Origin of the sequence: Pseudoalteromonas sp. P1-9 (assembly GCF_001399975.1) — a bacterium.
In the GTDB taxonomy this organism is placed as follows: Bacteria; Pseudomonadota; Gammaproteobacteria; order Enterobacterales; family Alteromonadaceae; genus Pseudoalteromonas.
Window position 1 is genome coordinate 30,636 of the sequence record NZ_LKBD01000009.1, and the last position, 20,179, is coordinate 50,814.

General features: G+C 40.7%; 22 protein-coding genes. 12 read left to right on the forward strand and 10 right to left on the reverse strand.

Going from position 1 to position 20,179, the window contains the following annotated elements:
• Nucleotides 1-16: 16 nt before the first annotated feature.
• The gene (locus AN214_RS08055) at nucleotides 17-841 is read right to left on the reverse strand and encodes a trypsin-like serine protease (protein WP_054979257.1); all 825 of its coding nucleotides are present in this window, start codon (nucleotides 839-841) and stop codon (nucleotides 17-19) included.
• A gap of 401 nt (nucleotides 842-1,242) precedes the next feature.
• Between AN214_RS08055 and AN214_RS08060 the strand changes: the two genes are divergently transcribed.
• Nucleotides 1,243-2,409, forward strand: a complete 1,167-nt coding sequence (locus AN214_RS08060; protein WP_054979258.1) for a GGDEF domain-containing protein — start codon at nucleotides 1,243-1,245, stop codon at nucleotides 2,407-2,409.
• 37 nt (nucleotides 2,410-2,446) lie between these two features.
• Here the strand turns inward: AN214_RS08060 and AN214_RS08065 are convergent, their stop codons facing one another.
• Nucleotides 2,447-3,523, reverse strand: a complete 1,077-nt coding sequence (locus AN214_RS08065) for a type 1 glutamine amidotransferase domain-containing protein (protein ID WP_054979259.1) — start codon at nucleotides 3,521-3,523, stop codon at nucleotides 2,447-2,449.
• A gap of 131 nt (nucleotides 3,524-3,654) precedes the next feature.
• Here AN214_RS08065 and AN214_RS08070 point away from each other — a divergent pair, with 131 nt between their 5' ends.
• Entirely contained in the window at nucleotides 3,655-4,089 is a 435-nt protein-coding gene (locus AN214_RS08070) for a GNAT family N-acetyltransferase (protein WP_054979260.1), read from the forward strand.
• 26 nt (nucleotides 4,090-4,115) lie between these two features.
• Nucleotides 4,116-4,424, forward strand: a complete 309-nt coding sequence (locus tag AN214_RS08075; RefSeq protein ID WP_054979261.1) for a DUF6419 family natural product biosynthesis protein — start codon at nucleotides 4,116-4,118, stop codon at nucleotides 4,422-4,424.
• On the opposite strand, the gene AN214_RS08080 is transcribed toward AN214_RS08075, so the two are convergent.
• Nucleotides 4,425-4,952, reverse strand: coding sequence for a DUF2799 domain-containing protein (locus AN214_RS08080; protein WP_054979262.1), 528 nt, complete (start codon nucleotides 4,950-4,952; stop codon nucleotides 4,425-4,427).
• Between the two features lie 274 nt (nucleotides 4,953-5,226).
• Between AN214_RS08080 and AN214_RS08085 the strand changes: the two genes are divergently transcribed.
• Together AN214_RS08085 and AN214_RS08090 are read left to right on the forward strand one after the other, a co-directional pair.
• Complete coding sequence (locus tag AN214_RS08085) at nucleotides 5,227-6,546, forward strand: NAD(P)/FAD-dependent oxidoreductase (protein ID WP_054979263.1); 1,320 nt, start codon at nucleotides 5,227-5,229, stop codon at nucleotides 6,544-6,546.
• 100 nt (nucleotides 6,547-6,646) lie between these two features.
• A complete protein-coding gene (locus AN214_RS08090; RefSeq protein ID WP_054979264.1) occupies nucleotides 6,647-6,898 on the forward strand; it encodes a DUF2999 family protein in 252 nt (83 codons plus the stop codon).
• A 257-nt stretch (nucleotides 6,899-7,155) separates the two neighbouring features.
• Here AN214_RS08090 and AN214_RS08100 read toward each other — a convergent pair whose 3' ends face one another.
• The 4 genes from AN214_RS08100 to AN214_RS08115 form a co-directional block, all read right to left on the reverse strand.
• The gene (locus AN214_RS08100) at nucleotides 7,156-7,482 is read right to left on the reverse strand and encodes an Imm58 family immunity protein (protein ID WP_054979266.1); all 327 of its coding nucleotides are present in this window, start codon (nucleotides 7,480-7,482) and stop codon (nucleotides 7,156-7,158) included.
• Nucleotides 7,483-7,511: 29 nt separating this feature from the next.
• Nucleotides 7,512-7,910: a hypothetical protein gene (locus tag AN214_RS08105; RefSeq protein WP_054979267.1), complete on the reverse strand. Its 399-nt coding sequence runs from the start codon at nucleotides 7,908-7,910 to the stop codon at nucleotides 7,512-7,514.
• A 131-nt stretch (nucleotides 7,911-8,041) separates the two neighbouring features.
• Nucleotides 8,042-9,523 carry a methyl-accepting chemotaxis protein gene (locus tag AN214_RS23265; RefSeq protein WP_054979268.1) on the reverse strand — a complete coding sequence of 494 codons (1,482 nt, stop codon included), beginning with the start codon at nucleotides 9,521-9,523 and terminating at the stop codon, nucleotides 8,042-8,044.
• 10 nt (nucleotides 9,524-9,533) lie between these two features.
• Nucleotides 9,534-10,061, reverse strand: coding sequence for a PAS domain-containing protein (locus AN214_RS08115; protein WP_054979269.1), 528 nt, complete (start codon nucleotides 10,059-10,061; stop codon nucleotides 9,534-9,536).
• A 301-nt stretch (nucleotides 10,062-10,362) separates the two neighbouring features.
• On the opposite strand from AN214_RS08115, the gene AN214_RS08120 reads away from it, so the two are divergent.
• Nucleotides 10,363-10,698: a zinc ribbon domain-containing protein YjdM gene (locus AN214_RS08120; RefSeq protein ID WP_010559526.1), complete on the forward strand. Its 336-nt coding sequence runs from the start codon at nucleotides 10,363-10,365 to the stop codon at nucleotides 10,696-10,698.
• A 138-nt stretch (nucleotides 10,699-10,836) separates the two neighbouring features.
• On the opposite strand, the gene AN214_RS08125 is transcribed toward AN214_RS08120, so the two are convergent.
• The 3 genes from AN214_RS08125 to AN214_RS08135 all read right to left on the reverse strand — a co-directional run bounded on the left by AN214_RS08125 (nucleotide 10,837) and on the right by AN214_RS08135 (nucleotide 14,646).
• Entirely contained in the window at nucleotides 10,837-13,107 is a 2,271-nt protein-coding gene (locus tag AN214_RS08125) for a tetratricopeptide repeat protein (protein WP_054979270.1), read from the reverse strand.
• 255 nt (nucleotides 13,108-13,362) lie between these two features.
• Nucleotides 13,363-13,647, reverse strand: a complete 285-nt coding sequence (locus tag AN214_RS08130; protein WP_054979271.1) for a hypothetical protein — start codon at nucleotides 13,645-13,647, stop codon at nucleotides 13,363-13,365.
• A gap of 99 nt (nucleotides 13,648-13,746) precedes the next feature.
• Nucleotides 13,747-14,646 (reverse strand): LysR substrate-binding domain-containing protein, encoded by a 900-nt coding sequence (locus AN214_RS08135; protein ID WP_054979272.1) that lies wholly within the window; start codon nucleotides 14,644-14,646, stop codon nucleotides 13,747-13,749.
• 164 nt (nucleotides 14,647-14,810) lie between these two features.
• Here AN214_RS08135 and AN214_RS08140 point away from each other — a divergent pair, with 164 nt between their 5' ends.
• The 6 genes from AN214_RS08140 to AN214_RS08165 all read left to right on the forward strand — a co-directional run bounded on the left by AN214_RS08140 (nucleotide 14,811) and on the right by AN214_RS08165 (nucleotide 20,160).
• Nucleotides 14,811-15,446: a hypothetical protein gene (locus AN214_RS08140; RefSeq protein WP_152960741.1), complete on the forward strand. Its 636-nt coding sequence runs from the start codon at nucleotides 14,811-14,813 to the stop codon at nucleotides 15,444-15,446.
• A 39-nt stretch (nucleotides 15,447-15,485) separates the two neighbouring features.
• Nucleotides 15,486-15,899 (forward strand): hypothetical protein, encoded by a 414-nt coding sequence (locus tag AN214_RS08145; RefSeq protein WP_152960742.1) that lies wholly within the window; start codon nucleotides 15,486-15,488, stop codon nucleotides 15,897-15,899.
• A 6-nt stretch (nucleotides 15,900-15,905) separates the two neighbouring features.
• Nucleotides 15,906-16,373 carry a GNAT family N-acetyltransferase gene (locus AN214_RS08150; protein WP_054979275.1) on the forward strand — a complete coding sequence of 156 codons (468 nt, stop codon included), beginning with the start codon at nucleotides 15,906-15,908 and terminating at the stop codon, nucleotides 16,371-16,373.
• Nucleotides 16,374-16,490: 117 nt separating this feature from the next.
• Nucleotides 16,491-16,844 (forward strand): GFA family protein, encoded by a 354-nt coding sequence (locus AN214_RS08155; protein WP_054979276.1) that lies wholly within the window; start codon nucleotides 16,491-16,493, stop codon nucleotides 16,842-16,844.
• A 346-nt stretch (nucleotides 16,845-17,190) separates the two neighbouring features.
• A complete protein-coding gene (gene nth, locus AN214_RS08160; protein WP_054979277.1) occupies nucleotides 17,191-17,859 on the forward strand; it encodes an endonuclease III in 669 nt (222 codons plus the stop codon).
• A 345-nt stretch (nucleotides 17,860-18,204) separates the two neighbouring features.
• The gene (locus AN214_RS08165) at nucleotides 18,205-20,160 is read left to right on the forward strand and encodes a methyl-accepting chemotaxis protein (protein ID WP_054979278.1); all 1,956 of its coding nucleotides are present in this window, start codon (nucleotides 18,205-18,207) and stop codon (nucleotides 20,158-20,160) included.
• Nucleotides 20,161-20,179 lie beyond the last annotated feature (19 nt).

Here is a 20,179-nt window from a genome sequence, read left to right on the forward strand (position 1 = left end):
CCGCACTAGTTTTGCTTTATTTAATACGAATGTCGTTACAGACGTGTGGCAAAATGTCTTCTGTTAACCCCGAGGGCAACTGCTTCAATTTGGTGTCTGAAAGTGTGTCTATATTCTTGCCATTTATAATCTTGTTTATCCAAGGCGCAAAAAATGATGTTCGGCTGTAAACTTCTTTAACACCATATTTGCCTATGTTACCGCCCTCGACGCGTGAACTAATACCGTAAATAACGCCTGTGTCATTTTGGTGTGTGTATGCGGGGCCGCCGCTGTCACCGCCACCTGACACGCCTTCGAGTGGCAGCGCGTTCTCACCTTTATCGAAGGTGAACTTTAAAAGTGGACCTTGTGCCAATGCCACTGTGTTTTGTGCTTTGCGCATTTGACCTTTGTTTTCAAAATTATCAACTGTTTGGCCCGTTAACCCATTTCCTGTGCCACCAATACCAATAAACCAGAGATTTTTGTTTAACTCATCAGATTCTGTATTGAGTGAGAAAGGCGTGACGCCTAAAACAGGTTGCTGTAATTCAATTAAGGCAATATCGTGACTTTGTCCGGGAGTGTAATCTTTATGAATATAAACACGCTTAACCGCGTAGTGTTTTTCGTTAAGTAATATGGGAGAGTTAGGACTCACGCAAAATGTTGCATGGGCTGCTGTTAATACCCAAGTTGGTGCTATAAGCGTGCCGTGTGCGCCGCCAAAATAAAATGTTGCTAATTGAGGTAACTCAGTGCTTGGTACTTTGTATTGTGCGTCAGCAACATCGTGTCTAATGATTATCGCTTCTGCGCAAACGGATATGCTCAAAAGTAAGGTTAATAGGTATTTCATTCGCGTTCCTTGCAAGTATTGCGTTACAAACAATGATTCAAATGCCGTTGTGCTTTTTACACTTTGTGAATGGCGCCAATCCCTGTGTAATTAGCTAGCTTTAGCAACTTATAGTTGTACCAGATATTGCAACGTACTGCTACCGCTCAACTTTATTGCTTTTGTAAGAGATTGTAAGGTTGCGTTAAAGTGCATTTTATATTTAGCAAATTCTTGCATGCGTATACCCCTAGGGGTGTATTAAATTAAAGGATAAGTGTTTAATTTCGGTACTTTGTTTACTGTGTTTTTATTGATCTAGAATAATCACGCAAATGTGTTCAACGGTTAAACTTGCTTCGAATTGATGATTATTGCGTCAACATTATTTGGCGTTGTAATAGACGTAAGTGAGACTAAGTATGAAGCCAACCGCACTAAGCGAGCCGTATAGTGACAAAAAAGAGCCCTTATCTAAGTTTAAATCGCTAAAACTCAAAACCTACCTTCGTTTAGAAAATAACCCACTCGTCGAGCTTATTTCATCGCATTCCCATTCAACTGACTTTACGCATAAGCGGTCAGATTATATTCGTAGACGTTTATGGATTATGTGTTTGTTTTTTGCCTTTTCGGTGCCCTTATTTGGCTTTTTTGATTTTCTAACACTACCACAAGCACATGCTCAAACCTTACTTGTGGCGCGTATTTCGCTCTCGGTGGCACTGTTTATTATGGCTTATCGCGTAAAACGCTCGTCTTCGGTGAGTTTAATAAAACATGTGATTGCACTGTCGTTTTTATGCCCGTCGTTGTTTTATTTGTACATTATGCTGACGTTTAACAGCCTTGATAGTGTGCCGTTAATTTTTACCATGATGCCGTATTTAACATTGGCGATGATCGGGTTATTTCCACTGACTATTCGCGGTGGTGTGATTTTAATTAGCCTGATTTTTATTCCATTTATGCTAGTACAAGCGCATTTTTTTAACGGTGATTATTGGCATTTGTTTAATGGCGTTTGGCTATTTGGTTTGTTTGCCGGTATTAGCCTGTGGTTGCAAATTGCACAGCTTTCAATGTTGATGAATTTGTATCGTGAATCAACGGTTGATCCGCTAACAAAATTGATTAATCGACGCGTCATGTTGCGTCACATTGAACAACTTAAACAACAAAATATCGGCTTTAGTGTAGTGATGTTTGACCTCGACCGCTTTAAACGAATTAACGATACCTACGGCCATCTTGCAGGCGATAACGTGTTAAAGGTGGCGTCGCACATTATTAAAAGCAAATTAACACGCCATGATATTGTTGCACGATATGGCGGCGAAGAGTTTGTGGCAATTTTACCGAATACACACACCACGCAAGCAATTAGTTGTGCTGAGCAAATTGCATTGGCGCTAAAAGCAGAGCCGATAAAAATGAGTGATGAAAACAGCATTACAATCACATCTAGTATTGGTGTTACCCAATATCAACACGGTGAAGCAATTGAAATGATGTTTAAACGTGTTGACGATTTGCTTTACGACGCCAAAGAGCTTGGCCGTGATAGAGTAGTATCGGACATAACGTAACCCCACTGTTATTTGAAGGGTTACGTTACTAAGCAATTTAAGCGTGTTGCGCTTTAATTGCTTTGGCGAGGCTCAATAAATCAAACCCTTTACCTATATCGAGCTGCATAAACGCCAATATTGCATGCATCACGACTAATATTTGTTGATGCGCTTTTGGATTATTAACGATATCTGCTTTTGCTGCGGCTAAGCCATGTTGTTGATAAGTTTTTAAAAGCCGAACTGAATGCTCCTCACCGGTAAGTGCTCTTGGTTTGGGTGTGTAACCTAGCTCAGCAATTACGCGCTCAGCCAAGGTCCATACTGACCATGGATTCTGCCCCGTAATCAATTTTCCATCTTGCACTACTTGCTCTAGATATTGTGGGCCTGGTTGAAATATCGCGCCACGTGCAACCAGTTTATTTTCGAGCAAAAACGGAAAGAGTGTTTTTGCATCAGGAATTAAAAATAACTCTTCTTCATTGGTAAAGCCCGATACGGTTTTGCCTTCGAGTAAATGCGAGCCATCATCCAAGGTAACATTTACCAGTGCCGCAGGACCGTGGCATACGGCACTTACAACTTTGTTATTTTGATACAAGGCTTTGGTGATCCGTTTCACATCGTTGTTATCGGGAAAATCAAACATGGTGCCTTTACCACCAACAAAATAAACCGCTTGATAATCATTTGGGTCAATTTGTGATAGTAACAAGGTATTTGCGACCTGTGCTTGAATGGTTTTGTCGTTTAAAAATGCGTAATCGTAAGCCCCCATATCCTCACCATCAATAACCACTGGCGGCTTACCACCTTTAGGGCTTGCAATATCTACCTCAAAACCGTTGGCAATAAACACCCAATAGGCTCTGGCAAGTTCGGTATGCTCGTAGCCTGTTGGTTTATCTTGTGCCATTTTGTCAGTACTAGTGACGACTGCGAGGATTTTTCCGCGATAGGGTACGGAGTTTTCGGCGATATAAGGTAAATCACTTACTTGTGTATTTTTAAGCGCTGTAAAGTGGGCTTTATCAGGCAGTAAGCTTTTAAGCCAGGTTTTGGTGCCGTAAAGTGAAGCAACACCAATCACGGCAATGACTGCTATTGTAATGACTAATTTTTTAATCATAGTTTCAGTTCCTGTTGTGTTGTTTGCCGTTACACTAACCTGAGAGATGTGAAAAAAGCGTGAAGGAAGATCGATTCAGTTTTTTAAATTCTCTATACTGGCGGCAGTTTAAAGCCAAGTAAGCAAGAATTATGTATACAATTGAAATTGGGCAACTTGAACAAATGGTGCAAATCGAATTGGCTATTCCTGAATTTTCATCACCAAAAAAGCTTGCAGATATTAAATTACGCCTTGCTGGTAAAAGCCATTTGTTACTTATTACCTATTACAATGGCGAACCGATTGGTTATAAACTTGGTTATGCGTTAAACGATACAACATTTTACAGCTGGTTAGGTGCTGTGGTACCAGAACATCGCGGTCAAGGTCTTGCTCAAAAAATGTTATTGCAGCAGGAAAATTGGCTGCAACAACATGGGTTTACTGCTGTTCAGGTAAAAACCATGAATCGTTTTCGTGCGATGTTGGCAATGCTTATCAAAAACAACTATGCGATAATTGATCTTGAAAAAGCGCCAAGTTTTCAAGATTATGAAATTCGATTTGAAAAATTACTTGGCTAAACAAAAGCATATGCACGGAGGCAAAGATGTATAAAATAGTAATAGGGTTGGTGATAGCGCTTTCTTTAGTTGTTGGGGTGATTGCTACTGCAGCGTTTACGCCTGCACTTGGTTTTACCTTTTTGTTTTTGATATTTGCCGGTGTAATTGGCTATCAAGGTTATTTGCTCTCTGCGTTGATGTTAGTATTTATTAACACATTAGCCGTGTTGGCAAGTCCTGGCATCGCTAACGCCACGCTATCGTCGTTGGCAATGCTGGCTGGCATTTTTAGCGTGGCATTTGGTGGTGTGATGCTAGGTGTTAAAAAACAATTCGCACTTGGGTCATCATAACTAAAACACTACTTGGTAAATGACTTGCGGAATGCGCAAACGGTCAATTTCGCGTTCTAAATCACGAATATCATGGCGAATTTCGCGCTTAATATCATCGTTTGTTTCATTACGATATTGCTCTTTGAGGCGGTATAAGCGGTCTTCTAGCTGTTTGATTTCCTCGTCGATATCATATTGCCGTTTACCTTTATTGTAGTTTTTAACGAATGACTCGTTTAAACACACTCCGTTGTATGTTTGTCCGGCGCGACCAATGCGATAGCCATTTTCTGGCGTGCAGTACACTTTGTTGCCTTGTTCGTATCCTTCTTGCCATTTTTTGGTGTTTACATCGACGTTTACTTCCGCACAAGTTTGACGATAGTCATTGACCCGACTGCGCTTATAGCCGCTTTGACCGTCACTGTATCCTAAGTTATACCAATCAGCGGTTTTACATTTTTCTGGTGAAATAGCTGCGCAAGCGCTAAGTGATAAATAAATAACGGCGAGGCTAGCTGTTTTATAAAGTGTCGATAAGGTCATAGTCTTTCACAGTTTTGAGTAATTGTTTCAAAAATAGAAAATGCGCCATGAATATTAACTGAACACGCGGTAACACTTACGACATATTTTGCAATACTTTATGGCTTTAACTTAGGTACGTTGCGGCGTAACATAAGGGTATTGTGTCAGGTTATAATGACCTGAATGCCTAATTATACCAATTTTTACTGATTAAGCGGCTCACCTAGCCAACGTTATAACCACGGTAAAAATCTATGTATTCAGCTCTTTATAACTTTTAAAGGGCACAATTATGATTAACACACATCCTAATATCGTTATTATTGGCGGTGGCGCAGGCGGCCTTGAGCTTGCAAGTAAATTAGGACAAAAATTAGGAAAGTCACAACGCGCAAATATTACGTTAATTGATAAAAACCGCACGCACATATGGAAACCCTTGCTGCACGAAGTAGCAACAGGCTCGCTCGACACCAGTTTAGATGGCGTGTCGTATTCAGCTCACGCAGCAACCCACGGTTTTCAATTCATTTTGGGCGAGTTTATAAAACTCGATACCAACGACCAAACTATCAGTTTAAAACAACATAATGACGATAACGGCAAAGTACTTTTGCCTGAGCGCACTATTCACTACGATAAACTCATTATTGCAATTGGCAGCATTAGTAATGATTTTAATACCCCAGGTGTTGCCGAACATTGCTACTTTTTGGACTCTCAACAGCAAGCAGAGCGTTTTCAGCATGCGCTGCTAAATAGCTTTACCCGTGTTCATCAAAACTCAAGTGGTGAAGAAAATACTAAATCAAATTCACTTTCAATTGCTATTGTCGGTGGTGGCGCAACTGGGGTGGAGTTGAGCGCAGAACTTATTCATGTTTCTGGTTTGTTAAAGCACTATGGCTTAAGCGAATTTAAAAGTACGCAGTTACGTATTCATTTAATTGAAGCTGGGCCGACTATTTTACCCGCATTGCCAAAGCGTATCAGTGATGCAGCGAGACGTGAACTACTTAATTTAGGCATTCAGGTACTTGAACATACACGCATTAGCGAAGCCAATCAGCATGGTTTTATCACCGCTGAGGGCGAGGAGATAGCCGCAGACTTAATGCTGTGGGCGGCGGGCGTGAAAGTAGCTGACTTTATAAAAGATATTGACGGATTAGCGTTTAATCGCAGCAACCAAGTATTGGTCGACCCGTATTTGCAAGCCAAAGGAATAGAGCATGTTTATGTACTTGGGGATGCGTCGGCATGTGAGCAATCTGATGGAAGTTTTGTGCCGCCGCGTGCACAAGCAGCGCATCAAATGGCTAGTAATTTAGCGAGTAATATTCTTGCGGAGCTTAACGGTAAAGCCAAAACACCGTTTAAGTACAAAGATCATGGGTCGCTGGTTAATTTATCGCGTTTTAGTGCGGTAGGCAGTTTAATGGGCAATTTAACCAATAACAGTATGTTCATTGAGGGCAAACTAGCACGCTTAATGTACGTGTCTTTGTATCGCATGCATCAAAATGCCATTCACGGACCTTTAAAAACCATGGCGCTTTGGTTGTGTGAAAAGTTAATGCGTAGCGTCAGGCCAAAAATGAAACTTCATTAAAACAATAGCGCAGAGTCTATTAGATTTTTAGCTTGGTGATTAACAGCATGTTAATCACCTGCTACACTGCAACACAAATAATGTTATTCAAGGTAGTAGAATGAATCCAATTATTGCACTGTTAAAAGAAAACAACATTAGCGATGAGCGTATTAATGAAATTTTTCAGGTGCTTACTGAAAACCCAATGGCTGCAATGCTAACCATTAGTCAACTGGGCTTACCGCAAGATAAACTGCAATTAGTGATGGGTCAGGTGATGCAAAACCCTGCACTTATTAAAGAAGCTGTTGCAGAACTCGGCCTTGATTTTTCAAAGGTTGAAGCTGCAAAAGAGCAGCTTAACAAGTAACAGAACAGTACTTATCAGTGGTTTCATCGCTGAGTTAATTGCTATGCCCAATAGCAAACGAATAAAAGGCCAGAATAATCTGGCCTTTTTAATTTGTTTTGCGCTTTGCCAAGACAAATTCAGTTTTAGAGTTGATGACTCTGGCGAATTAAATACCCAGTTAATGGGAATAATATTTATTATTTTAGAACAACGCGTTAAAAAGTATTTTTTGGCAATGCTTAATATATCTAGCACTATGATTGCCAAGAGACTGATTAAAATTGGGATTGTTTGATGGCAATCAATTGATTGTTGTTAAACGTAAATGTCGCAAACTCAGTGGTAATGGTATTGTCACTTTCACTAATCAACATATTGGGCTCAGTTTGTCTGAGCAAATGAAGTATATCGCTTTGACTGTATTGCGCGCTGCCTTTTACGATTAACTTGCTTAAGTGATCAATAGTGTGGTTTGCATCTTGATATGATTGATTTAAATAGGTGTAGCTTACGCCTTGATCAATCACCACATAGAGCCAAAACAGGTTGCTTGTAAATAGCACGAACAAGGTTGTAAAAAAGAGCACTTTCCATTTTTTCATAAACACGTCCTTATGGTGAAGTTTGTGGTTTATTGTGAGTCGGGTTTTACAGCCTCTGCGTACCAAGTGAATTGTGTTGAATGCGTGATCACTTTACCGACCAGCTGATCATTGATGAGTTTTACTTTATGCACTGGCATCCATGATTTGGTATGTTTTGTCACACCACAACCGATTAATAACAGCTCATTACCAGCATTGATTAATTCGATTAAGGAAAAGTCACACCTATAGCCATGTTGGTCGTGATATTGCCCGCTAAGTTGTCCGTTTTGCTGAGTTAATTCAAAGTGTTTAGGGTATTTAATTTCACCAAAGTAAGTGTTTGGTGTTTCAACTTTAGTGACATGCCATTTGCCTAAAAATGGGTTTGCATAAAGTGGGCTTGCAAAGAGTAACAGTGATATAACGAGAAAGAAAAAACGCATGATTGTCCTTATTCAGCATTGTTTGAAATACAAAAACCTCACATAAGTGAAGTTTTTGTATGTTACATCAATATGATGTGGCGTTATAGCAATAAGCCACACGGCCTTTAAAAACGCGTCGTTGGCTTTGATTATTGTGCGTGTTTTTGTAACACCAGCTCATTTAAGCAATGCACCACATTACCACTTGCCACTTCCGCTTGCTGGAAATGATGTATGATGCCATCAAAAATACCATCGTCTTTAAGCCAGTCTTGCTGCACCAGTTCTATGGCTTGGCGTACATGCTGATGCACTGTTTTATGGTGTTTATCAAGCGCTTTAAATGAAGCTAGACGCGAGAATACCGCGTTGCCTTCCCCGTGATGATACCACTGACCAAGACGGCACTCAGAGTGAGATTCTTGCACAGCATCAGATTCTGCACCAAGCCCGCCTTTTTCAGCGCCAATGTAGCCATTTTGCATGTAGATGATGTGATCAATTTTAACCAGTGAGGCGAATGCACGATCTTTGGTTTGGCCCACAACATTGATAGTGCGCTCGGCCGATGTGGCTATAGTGTCAAATTCGGCCGAGAAGGTCGTCATTTCATCGCCAATTTGTTTCGCGCTGTTGCTCACTTCATAGGTTTGCTGCACCATGCTTTCCACGCGTGAGGTTAGCCCTGAAATAATTGCAGTAATTTCGTCGGTTGATTCACGTGTTTTTACCGCTAAATGACGCACTTCGTCGGCAACTACAGCAAATCCGCGGCCTGATTCACCAGCACGTGCCGCTTCAATTGCTGCGTTTAACGCCAATAAGTTGGTTTGTTCAGAAATATCGCTAATTAATCGTATTGTTTGCTCGATCCGGTTACTGTCGTTCGCTAATACATTGGCGGTTTCTTCTACTGTATGCATGCGCTCGTTAACTTGCTCAATAGCATGCTTTAATTCAGCTACGGTTTTATGACTAAAATCAGCGCCTTGCTTACTTTCGATAGCCATGGCCGCAACATCGTCCATATCGGCTGATAATGCAGCCATTTGGTGTTGCGTGTCTTTTAAATTATCAAGTAAATTGCTGGTGTTAAGGTGGTGCATTTCGCTTAGCAGGCGATTTTGCCTTGCAAAGTTATCGGCTTGTTCCATTGCTTCAATCGCTACATTAACGTTATTCATGATGTAAGCGAATTCTCCAGGCAAGCCTTGCACTAATCCCTTGCGATGAAATTCGCGTTTTCCGGCGCGCGAAAAACTGTTCGAAAATTCTTTAAAATTGGTCTCTACGATATCGAGAAAATCATTTAGCTGCCATGCAACTTGACCAATTTCACCAAGCCCTTTGGTGCGGGTTACTCGCACATGTGTTTTGCCTGCAATTGCTTCAGTGAGAGTAAGGTGTATTGCTTTTAGCGCGTTAAGTGGGCGTTTTTGATCTTGGTAAGCAAAAAAGGCAAACGCCATGGCCAGTAGCGGCGATAAGATATTTATTAAGCTGATGCCACTGGTGACTATGCTATTAATGGCAACCAGTAAATTTAAGGCGACAAAGGTTACGCAGGCAATAAACAGTTTTTGGCTCAAAAAAGGGATGTTTTTGCTTACATTGCTTGTATGATTTGGCATAAAAATCTCCTTATTCGGCTGCGTACAGATCTAATACAAAGGCTTCATAACTGGTGTTGTGGTAGGTTTGCAAATACTCATTTAACCAACACCATGCGCCGTTTGCCCCATCACGTTTGCCATGTTGTGCTTCTACTTGAAGCATTTTTTGATACACCTCGCTAATTGTTTTTATAGCGGCGTCAGGCGGAGAACGCCTTACAGAAAAGAAGCCTTGTATTTCGCCGTTAACCAGATCAGGTGTGACATTTGCAAATACCCAATAATAATCGCCATCGGCGGTGAGATTTTTAACAAAACCAAAGAATTCTTGCTTGGCTTTTAGGGTTTTCCACATGCCGTAATACACACCTCTTGGCATATCTGGGTGACGAATAATGTTATGTGGTTGGCCAATGAGTTTTGATTCAGGAAAGTTACTTACCCGCATAAAGGTGCGATTGGCGTAAGTAATATTTCCACGGATATCGGTTTTGCTAATGATAAGTTCGTCTTCAGCAAAATGAATTTGCTGTGAAGCGCTTGCTAATTTGGTCACGACGGGTGTTCCAACAAATTGATTTAATGACGATATTTTATATTTGTTGGCAAGTGCTAAAACTGCACTAAATCAAAAAATCAGTGCATTTATAAAACTTTGATTGTGAAAAGCGTATTTTTTATGTGTTTGATCAAGTTATTTCCACATAATTATTTTAACTATATGTTTAAGTGAGAATTATTCTTCTAAGGCGGGGTGGCATTAGTTAAAAAAAACTTAAATGTTAATTAAAAGCCCCTCGCTTAATAGGGTTAAATCAATTAAAATATCGCAAATTTTTTCGCAGTAGTGAGTTGTTATGTCGTTACCTCCATGTCCTAGTTGTAAATCAGAATATGTATATCAAGATCAAGATAATCTTGTTTGTCCAGAATGCGCGTTTGAGTGGAACCCTGAGGAGCAAGCAAAAGAGGACCTTATTGAGGTAAAAGATGCGAACGGCGCATTATTGGTTGAAGGTGATAAAGTTACTGTAATTAAAGACCTAAAAATCAAAGGCAGTTCGCAAGTAATTAAAATTGGCACCAAAGCGCAAGTTCGTCGCGTGTTTGATAAAAAGGATCACGAGCTTGACTGTAAAGTAGATGGTGTTGGCGAAATGATGGTAACCGCGAAGTTCGTTAAAAAAGCATAATCGCGTTTCAGATTATTTATAAAAAACGGCAGGCGTAATAGCTTGCCGTTTTTTTATGTCGTTTCAATTCAGTTTTAGCAATTTTTCGCAAGCCTATTTAACGGTACTCTTCCATTTTCCTTTGCTTGAGTTCGAAGGTTAATTAACCCCTTGCATCATTCTTAGCTGGTTTACCATTTGCGCTATTTGCCGATCGTTTGGCAGTAAACGCGCAAGGTTTTCGGCATAAAATAACGCTTGCTTAAACTGGTTTAACGCAATGTAACTTTGGCTCAGGCTATAGCTAATATCCGGATTTTTAGGGGTAATCGCATAGGCCTTTTCAAAATAACGAATAGCTTGGCGAATATTCTTTTGGTCTTGCAGCAATAACGCGTAAGTGTATAAGTAATTTGCATTTTCAGGTGCAAACCGAGTGGCATTTTCTAGGCTTTGAAGTGCATTTTTCTTTTCATTGCTGCGTATTTGGCTCATTGCTAATGCGTAGTAAACATCGCTTGCCTCATGATTGACACTGAGCGCCTGCTTAAGAATATTTTGAGCTTTTGATTCATCACCTTGCTGGCGATATAAATCGGCAAGGTTTACATACGCTGGCATAAAAATAGGTTCAATTTTTATCGCATCGAAATAGTGCATTTCTGCGGCTTTAGGCTCTGCCAACTCAAGCGCTAACAAGGCTAAATTAGAGTGTGAAAATCCACGTTCCGCGTTAAATTCTTGGCTTTTTTTGTAATCGTTTAGTGCGGCGTTTAAACGCGTCTTATCTTGCTCTGATAGTTCATTTGGAAAGGGCGCGTTCAACATGCCGGCTAGTGCGCGCGCTGCCTCAATACGTATACTGTGGTGAGTTGAATCTAATAAAACATTAAAAAGACGCCAGCGGTCGGTCACTGGATAGGGTGTTGCAGCATTAATCGCGGCGATGTGTTTGAGTGGCGATGGGTCTTTTACTGCCCGCGCAATCGCAACTAACGCGTTATTACCGGGAGTATCGCGCATACGATTGAGTGCTGAGGCACTAACAATGCTCGAATACTGTTTATCTTGCGCGATACGGGTCAGTAATTCAGCGGCGTTTGGCGCACGCTCGTCGGCACGGTGAAAGCTGGTGGCAAAGTGTGCTTTGCCAATATGTTTACTATTTGGGTGCCACGTTTTAATTTGCGAAACCGCCCAGCTTGCCGTTTGATCTTGGTGACATTGGTTACACGCATTACTGACACCCGTTTTAATCGTTAAATCGGGTCTTGGCACTTTAAAACTGTGGTCGCGACGGGCATCAACCTGCATGTAAGTCGTGGTGGGCATATGGCAATCTACACATTGGCTGCCAATTTCATTTGTTGTGTGGCCATGATGTTTTGGTGTATCAAACGTGGTGCTTGCATGGCATTGGGTACAGGTTAAATTACCTTGAAGTTTTAACTTACCACTGTGCGGGTTATGACAATTAGTGCAGGTGACACCTGCTTGGTACATTTTACTTTGCACAAATGAGCCCCAAACATAATTTTCATCCCATACTTGACCATCTACTTGATAGAGCTCAGGGGTTAATAACGCCGGTTGAAATGCGTTGAAAAAATCATGGGGTCCTTGGCGGTCAGCCAAATTTGATCGTCGGCCGTGACAGGTGGCACACATAGTAACTTGTTTGGATTCTGTTAAAGGCGAAACACTTTTCATCGTGCCATCAGCCTGGCTTTGAAATAGCGGTGTTTTTTGCCCAATAGCATGGGTAAAGCCTTTGTTTTTGATTTTGTTATTACCACTCACCCACTTTAAGTGTTGCTCACTGTCGCCGTGACATGCGTTGCAGCTAACATTAATAGCGGAAAACGTTGAGTTAAAGGTGTTACTTTTAAAGTCGAAGTTCTTTTGAAAGTCAGTGGAGTGACAATCGGCGCACATATGGTTCCAATTTTGCCCTTTTTGGCTCCAGTGAAAGGCGTCGGTTTTAGTTTGCTCTGGGTGAAGCACAAACCAGTGCTGACCTCCTTGTTGTTTACTTCGGCTGTCCCATGCAAATGGAAAAAACTGGTAATGACCGTTACCAAAATCAAACATATATTGTTGCAAAGGGTGATAGCCAAAGGTATATGCCACGGCGTAAGTTGTTAATTCGCCAGTAAGGTTTGGCATTTCAATATAAAAACCACTGTCTTTTTTGAAAAAGCGCGCTGTTTGGTTTTGATAAGCTAAGCTTGCGTTGTCAAAGTTACCTAAAATTGACGAGTCGCTTGCGACTTCCATGGCGTGAAAGTGGTGTGAAGTCTGCCAATCTGCAACTTGGCTTTGGTGGCACGTTGCACATACCTGTTCGGGCTTTTGCGTTGGTAACGCATGAGTAAAGGTACAAAATACGCTGTAACTTAGAATAAAAAAAGCGAGCCAAGCCTTAGACATAATCCATTATCTTTTTATTGTTTTTCAACCTTATAACAAGTTGTAGCTGCAAACGCAAAGGCTTAACCTGCACTCGGGTTAAGGTGTTACGCCCACAGGCACCTATGAGCTATGTTGTTTTATAGCTCTCGCTTGATAGTTTTTCTTAGCAAAAGGCAAATTTGTGCGTCAAAAGCGAGTCTATTGCATCAAGTTTAATGCAGTAATATGTAAAAGGTGCTGCTAGAGAGTAATTTGTGATTTCGAGCTTAGGACTTAATGTTTCAAACAACATTGTTTGCTTTTAAAGCGTGAGAGTAATGGAGCATGCGTAAATTTAAGAGTTGTTTTTTTTAACTGTGATTGTTTGCGTCGCGTGGCGTAAAAGTCGGCTACTTTACTATCAAAATAAATCGCTAAAACCAGCGCAAAGATCGTTAAAGAGGGCGCATACACCAGTGATGCAATTACATCACCTTTAATGGTTAAGTTGATCATTAATGGCGTTAAAACGACCAATGTAGCAAGTAAACGATAGGAAATTAGAAATATCTGAAACATGGTAATGGCTCTGTGTATAACTGTTTGCGTAATTGCTACTTTAGAGCTAATAAGTGGTCATGACAAAAGGATAATATTCACTCTATGGGTGAATGGCATTCATCTATTTTCAACATAGAGCTCTGGTGATGTAGTTAGCCAATTTATAAAGCACTGAATATCGTGACGACCTGCGTCTTCTTCTCGGTACACGGCGTAAAGACCACGTTCAAAAGGAACAAACTCATTAAACGGTGCAATCAATGATTGGTTTTCCAGCCGTTGATTTTCAAGTGGGAAAATCGCCAACGCCATGCCTAATCCCTGAGTTGCCGCATTAATTGAAGAGTCGTAATCATTAAAGGTAAGCACGCGTTTTGTGTTGGATAAAGTAATGCCTACAGCACGAGACCATTGTTGCCATACATCGTCCATGTAGGCTAAATCAATTAACGGCAACTGGTTAACATGCGCTAATTTATTGATTTTATGTTGAGCTAAAAATGGCGCCGAGCAAACCGCAGATACTGATAGGTCAAGCAGCTTTTGGTGTGTGGTATTGGGCCAATTACCTCGGCCAATGCGAATTGCTAAATCAATGTCGTCGTAGCGCAAATCAGCTACGTGGTTACCGGTTTCTATTCTGAGTTCAATATCTGGGTGTTTTGCTTGAAATGCGCCTAGTTTTGGAATGATGATGCTACTTGCTAGGGTTGTAAAACACGAGATTTTTAATGCTTGCGATGAAAACCGGTTGCGGGTTTTACGCGTACCAAGTTCAAAGCAGTCAAGCCCTTGTTGCACGTAATTTAAGTACATTTCTCCTGCAGCGTTTAGTTCAACACCACGGCTTTTGCGTTGAAATAAACTAAACCCTAATTGCTGCTCAAGTGCTTTTATTTGATGACTTACCGCAGAGGGCGTAATGCATAGCTCATTACTGGCCGCTTTAAAGTTTTGGTGACGTGCCGCTGCTTCAAAAATACTCAGTAGATGAAGCGGCGGGTATTTATGTTTCATCGAAAACACCATGTGAACGTATTGACTAGCACAATTAATTTACGCTTTAGATGAATTTTATTCAACCTTTAAAGTGCAGTTTCTGTTACACAATTGAGCAAGTCATGGCTTTAGTTTAAAAACTCGGTACAATAAAAATATGATAATTTTTAATGAGTTGTAAAATGACCGCTGTGAGAAAAATAATAAGCAAGGTGGCGTTTGAGTTAATTGTAATCACCTTAGGTGTATTAGTCGCACTTGGCATTAACGCTTGGTACAACACGTATCAACAACGACAACAAGCCGAAGTGTTATTGGGTAAAATTGCTTACGAACTCACGCAAAACATACAGCGATTAGAAAGTGCAGCAAGTGCTTATAACGATAACATTATTAAGTCGCAGCGTTATGTCGCTGAGCTCGAAGAAACCGGTGAATCGCCAAGGTTTGAGTTTGTATTAAAAATGCTCAACGTTGATCAAGGGGCATGGCGTTTTTCACAAAGTCGTGAGGAGTTAAATACCTTACCTGTTGAGCTGTTAATCGCGCTTGATCTTGCCAATCGTAGTAATACTGAAGCCAAACACATGGTGAACACCTTTATTTTTGAAGGCCATGACGATTTAAGTGAATTCTCCGATAGCGATTTAAATGAACGTTACTTAGACGGTGTGGAGCGCGAATTTAAACAAATTAAGTTTTATGTGGATTATGCGTTAATGAGTTCACAGCAAGCGCTTTCACGCTTAAAAGAATACCGCGCTACTGGCAAATTAGTCGCTCGTAAAGAGAATGTAACCCTCTCGACAGAACTGTAATACATGAAAGTACTTTTCGATATTGATAAGGATATCACTTTGAAAAATTGGGTATGTGCATTGACTGTTACTGTGTTAGCTGGATGTGGTTATTTCGGAGCCCCAGTGCACGAATTTGATTCTACGGCTAAACAACTTAATTTAACTAATACTGTTGAAGGGTCGTGGCAGCGGGTTTGTTTTATTACGCCATACACAGATAATCAGCGAGCCCAGAAGGTGTTAGGGTTTAGCTTCGATGTTGAAAAATTAACTCGTATTAAAAATAATGACGGCGTGACTCTGCTAGTTTTTATCGAGGACAATCAAGTAGAACATTATTTTGAAACACCACGCAGCAATATTGATTTTACAAGACTTACGCCTATATGCATTGACCGTGAAAAAGCCCATTTTAAACTAGAAAGTAACAGCAACTGGACCCGCGCGGTTTTTAGCGGCAAAGGAGAGTAAGCCCCTATGGTTTCGATTGAAAAGTTGAATCAAACCCATCTGAATCGACTGGCGAACGTAACATTGGCAAGTGAGCAATTAAAGTTTGCTTGCAGTGCTAAGGAGTTTATTCAAGAAGCAAATCCAGCGGTGCATTTACATGTAATTAAACAGCATGATGAGATCATTGGCTTTTTTAAGCTCGATACCCATTACAGCAAGCATTACGATTTTTGCCCAACTGACGGTTTAGGGCTGAGATCGTTTGTAATTGATGAGAAGCAACAAGGAAATGGCTTAGGTAAGCAGGCGATTGCTGCATTACTTAAATATTTAACGCAGTACTACGGCGATTATAATTGGCTTTACCTAACCGTTAATTGTAAAAATGCCATTGCACAACGCTGCTATCAAAAAAGCGGTTTTACTGAGGCTGAATCCCTTTATTTAGGTGGTCCTGTTGGCCCGCAACACATTATGTATAAAGCGTTATAAGCAACCAATAATCAGTTTCACGTTAACGCGTTACAACAATATTTACAGATTAATCTGTAAAAATCGCTTTCTATTTTAACTGGTTGGATATACAGTAAAAATAAAAGGAATGCGATTATGAAATATACAGGTAGTTGTCACTGCAAAGCGGTGCAATTTGAATTTGAAAGTCTACCTATTAAAGATGCGTTGCAATGCAATTGCTCAATTTGCATTCGTAAAAATGCGATAATGTCTAAACATTACGTTAGCGCGCAGCAGTTTACATTGATTTCTGGCAAGGATGATTTGAATACCTATCATTGGGGTGATCACGATGTAAATCATCATTTTTGCAAACACTGCGGCATTTATCCGTTCCACGACACCCTATACAAACCGGGCGAGTATCGTTTGAACCTGGGTTGTGTTGATAATCTTGAGCCGCGTGAATTAACAATTACCTATTTTGATGGTCGCAATGAATTGTAGCGAGATGGGTTGTTGAGCTTTATTTTTGATTGATAAAAGTGAACGTAAAGTTCGTATTAATTAATTTTATTGTTAGCGGCGAGTTGCTCATAATAGCCTTGTTACTTGGATAACACTGGAGAACAAAATGAGTACATTAATCAATTCGTTAAAACAAGCACTGACGCAACCAGCGACGGCATCAAAGCAGGTATGCAATTACCCGAACAATTACTACGGCGACCAATGTTGTAAATAATTGCTTAACTGAAAATTGCGACAATATAATGCACTGCTTACGCTGGAAGCCAGCTGAAAAGCAGTGTATTTTACCTTTTTAGTTTTGATCGTTAGGGATGTTGTAGTTGTGACGCAAAAAAATTTATTAAAAGCTGAACGTGTCGCGTTTATTTTAGATGAACTTGAAAAGCGTTACCCAAATCCTCCTATCCCGCTTGATCACAACGATCCATATACCTTATTAGTAGCGGTTCTTTTGTCGGCGCAATGTACCGATGAAAGGGTAAATAAAGTCACGCCAAAACTATGGCAACTAGCCGATAACCCGTTTGATATGGCAATGCAAACAGTTGAGGATATTCAAGTAATTATAAGGCCCTGTGGGCTATCGCCGCAAAAGTCCAAAGCCATTAAAGTACTGTCTGAAATGCTTGTCGCAAATCATAATGGGCAAGTGCCACAAGATATGGCTATTTTAGAAACGCTGCCAGGTGTGGGCCATAAAACAGCAGGTGTTGTAATGGCGCAAGCATTTGGTGTACCGTCGTTTCCAGTCGATACACATATTCACCGTCTTGCACAACGTTGGGGGCTAACCAATGGTAAAAATGTGGCGCAAACCGAAAAAGATTTAAAGCGACTTTTCCCGAAAGAGCGCTGGAATGATTTGCATCTGCAAATTATCTATTATGGACGTGAGTTTTGCACTGCGCGTGGATGCCACGGTTTAGTATGCCCGATCTGCACAACTTGTTATCCCAATCGAAAGCATCCTAAAGTGATTAAAAAACCTTAAGGTCTGTTTTATAGTGCAACTTAAGCACTAAGGGAAATAGCGATTTCCTCTTTTGCCTGTATTGCCATTTAGTTCATTTAGGACAAGCAAACTATACTCATTCTGTTTTGTTAAAAACATAAATTAAAATATCAATAAAGGTAACCAGTCCCAGAATACTTCATATCAATTCGTATGCCGCATTGCTAATACATAAATCGTAATGCAGCCGAATGCTCTAATATTTATTTATTGAATGTTATATTCAGGTGTAAATATCGTTAACATTTTGAGTGTTAATACCGATACCAAATAGGTATATTAAATTTGTAACCTGTTATACAAAACAATAATAAAGGCAGTATTATGAAAATGCGCACCAAGTTAATTGCGGGATTCGCCATCACCGTAATTGTGCCTATTCTGGCAATCGCTATGCTCGCACTCTCGCAGGCGAAAAGTGATGGTTTCACCCGATTTTTAGCAACCACCCATGCTGAGATCCGCCAAGTAGAAAAAGGCTTTAATCTATTTTTTCAACAAGTTAAACACAATGCTGACTTTTTAGCACAGGCCAATGTTGTAAAAAATGTGCCAACAGATGTCACCACATATATGGGCGCTGAAAAGTCGATGGACCCGCTGGCAGCAGTGGCCGGTGAGGCAGATATTTTTACTCTGTATGAAACCTTTGGCAAAACCCATCAAGAGTTGCTGTTTGTTTATTTGGGCACAGAGCAAGGCGGGTTTATTCAATACCCAGCAGAACCACTTGGAAATTACGACCCGCGTCAGCGCCCGTGGTATAAATTAGCACAAAGCGCCAAAGGCAAAACCGTTATTACCGAACCCTATCAAGGTGTAACAGGACAAGCTATGGTGTCAGTGGCCAAAGCGATTAATAATGACAATGGTCAATTTGTTGGTGTGCAATCCCTTGATGTGACCTTAGCCACACTGACCGATATTGTATCGAGCATTAATATTGGGGAAACAGGCTATTTAATTTTGGTTGATGGCTCGGGCACTGTGCTTGCTGACCCTAAAAATGCTGATAACAATTTTAAAGCTATTTCTGAATTGTCGTCACCGATTTATACATCGCTTGCGGATAGCCTATCAAGCAAATCATTTACCATCGAAACCAGTAATAACACGTTAGAAGCAACTACTTATTTTTCAGATGATCTAAATTGGCGTTTTGTGGCTGTCATAGAGCAAGATGAAATTCTACAATCTGCATCGGAAATGAAGGTGTTTATAGGCATTATCGCATTGATAATGATTGCACTATTTGTGGTAGTTGGCGTTATCTTAGCCAATCGCATTGTTTACCCAATCGAAAAAGTATCTGAAGGCCTAAAAGAAATAGCGCAAGGTGAAGGGGATTTATCGAAACGCCTTGATGTGATTGGCAATGATGAAATTAGCCAATTAGCAAAGTGGTTTAATCAGTTCCTATCTACAATTAACGATCTTGTTAAAGATATAAATCATAAATCGCAAATTCTAAATGATGCGGCCACTGCGTCGGGCGCAAAAGTCACAGAGATTATGAACGCAAGTCACGAGCAAGAGGGAAGCAGTGAAGAAGCTGCAAGAGGCACGGCATCACTTGCTGACGTAGCAAAACAAGTCTCTGATGATTGTACTATTGCTATGAGTGATATTGTGCAAGCAGAAAACTTTGCTGATGAAGGTAATAATGATGTTAGGCTCGCGGTGAATGAAGTAACTAGTTTAAACGACTCGTTAAGCGAATCATCACAGGCCATGACGCAACTTGAAAAAGAAAGTGAAAATATCACCAAGATACTTGATGTGATCCGTGGAATTGCAGAACAAACCAACTTGTTGGCACTGAATGCGGCGATTGAAGCAGCGCGTGCTGGTGAGCAAGGGCGTGGCTTTGCGGTGGTCGCAGATGAAGTACGTACACTGGCAAAACGTTCACACGAATCAACCGAAGAAATCGACAAAGTTCTCAACAGCTTAATTGAACAAACCCGCTTGATGTCAGATAAAATGGCAAGCAGTGTTACGCGATCACAAGACGCCATCGAAAAGGCAGAAAAAGCACATAACTCGTTTGATGACATTAGTAGTGCGGTTAGTAAAGTTAAGCAACTGATTTCACAAATTTCAGATGCCGCGCAGTCTCAGTATGATGCCGCCGATGAGATTAACCGCGACATCACGGGTATTAGCGATTCGGTAAAATACACAGCTGGTTCTGCCGATGAATTAGCCGAAGGCTCTCAGCAACTCGTTGCATTGTCGGAAGATTTACGCAGCCTAGTAAATCGCTTTCATGTGAACTAATACGGCTATTGGGCTTGGC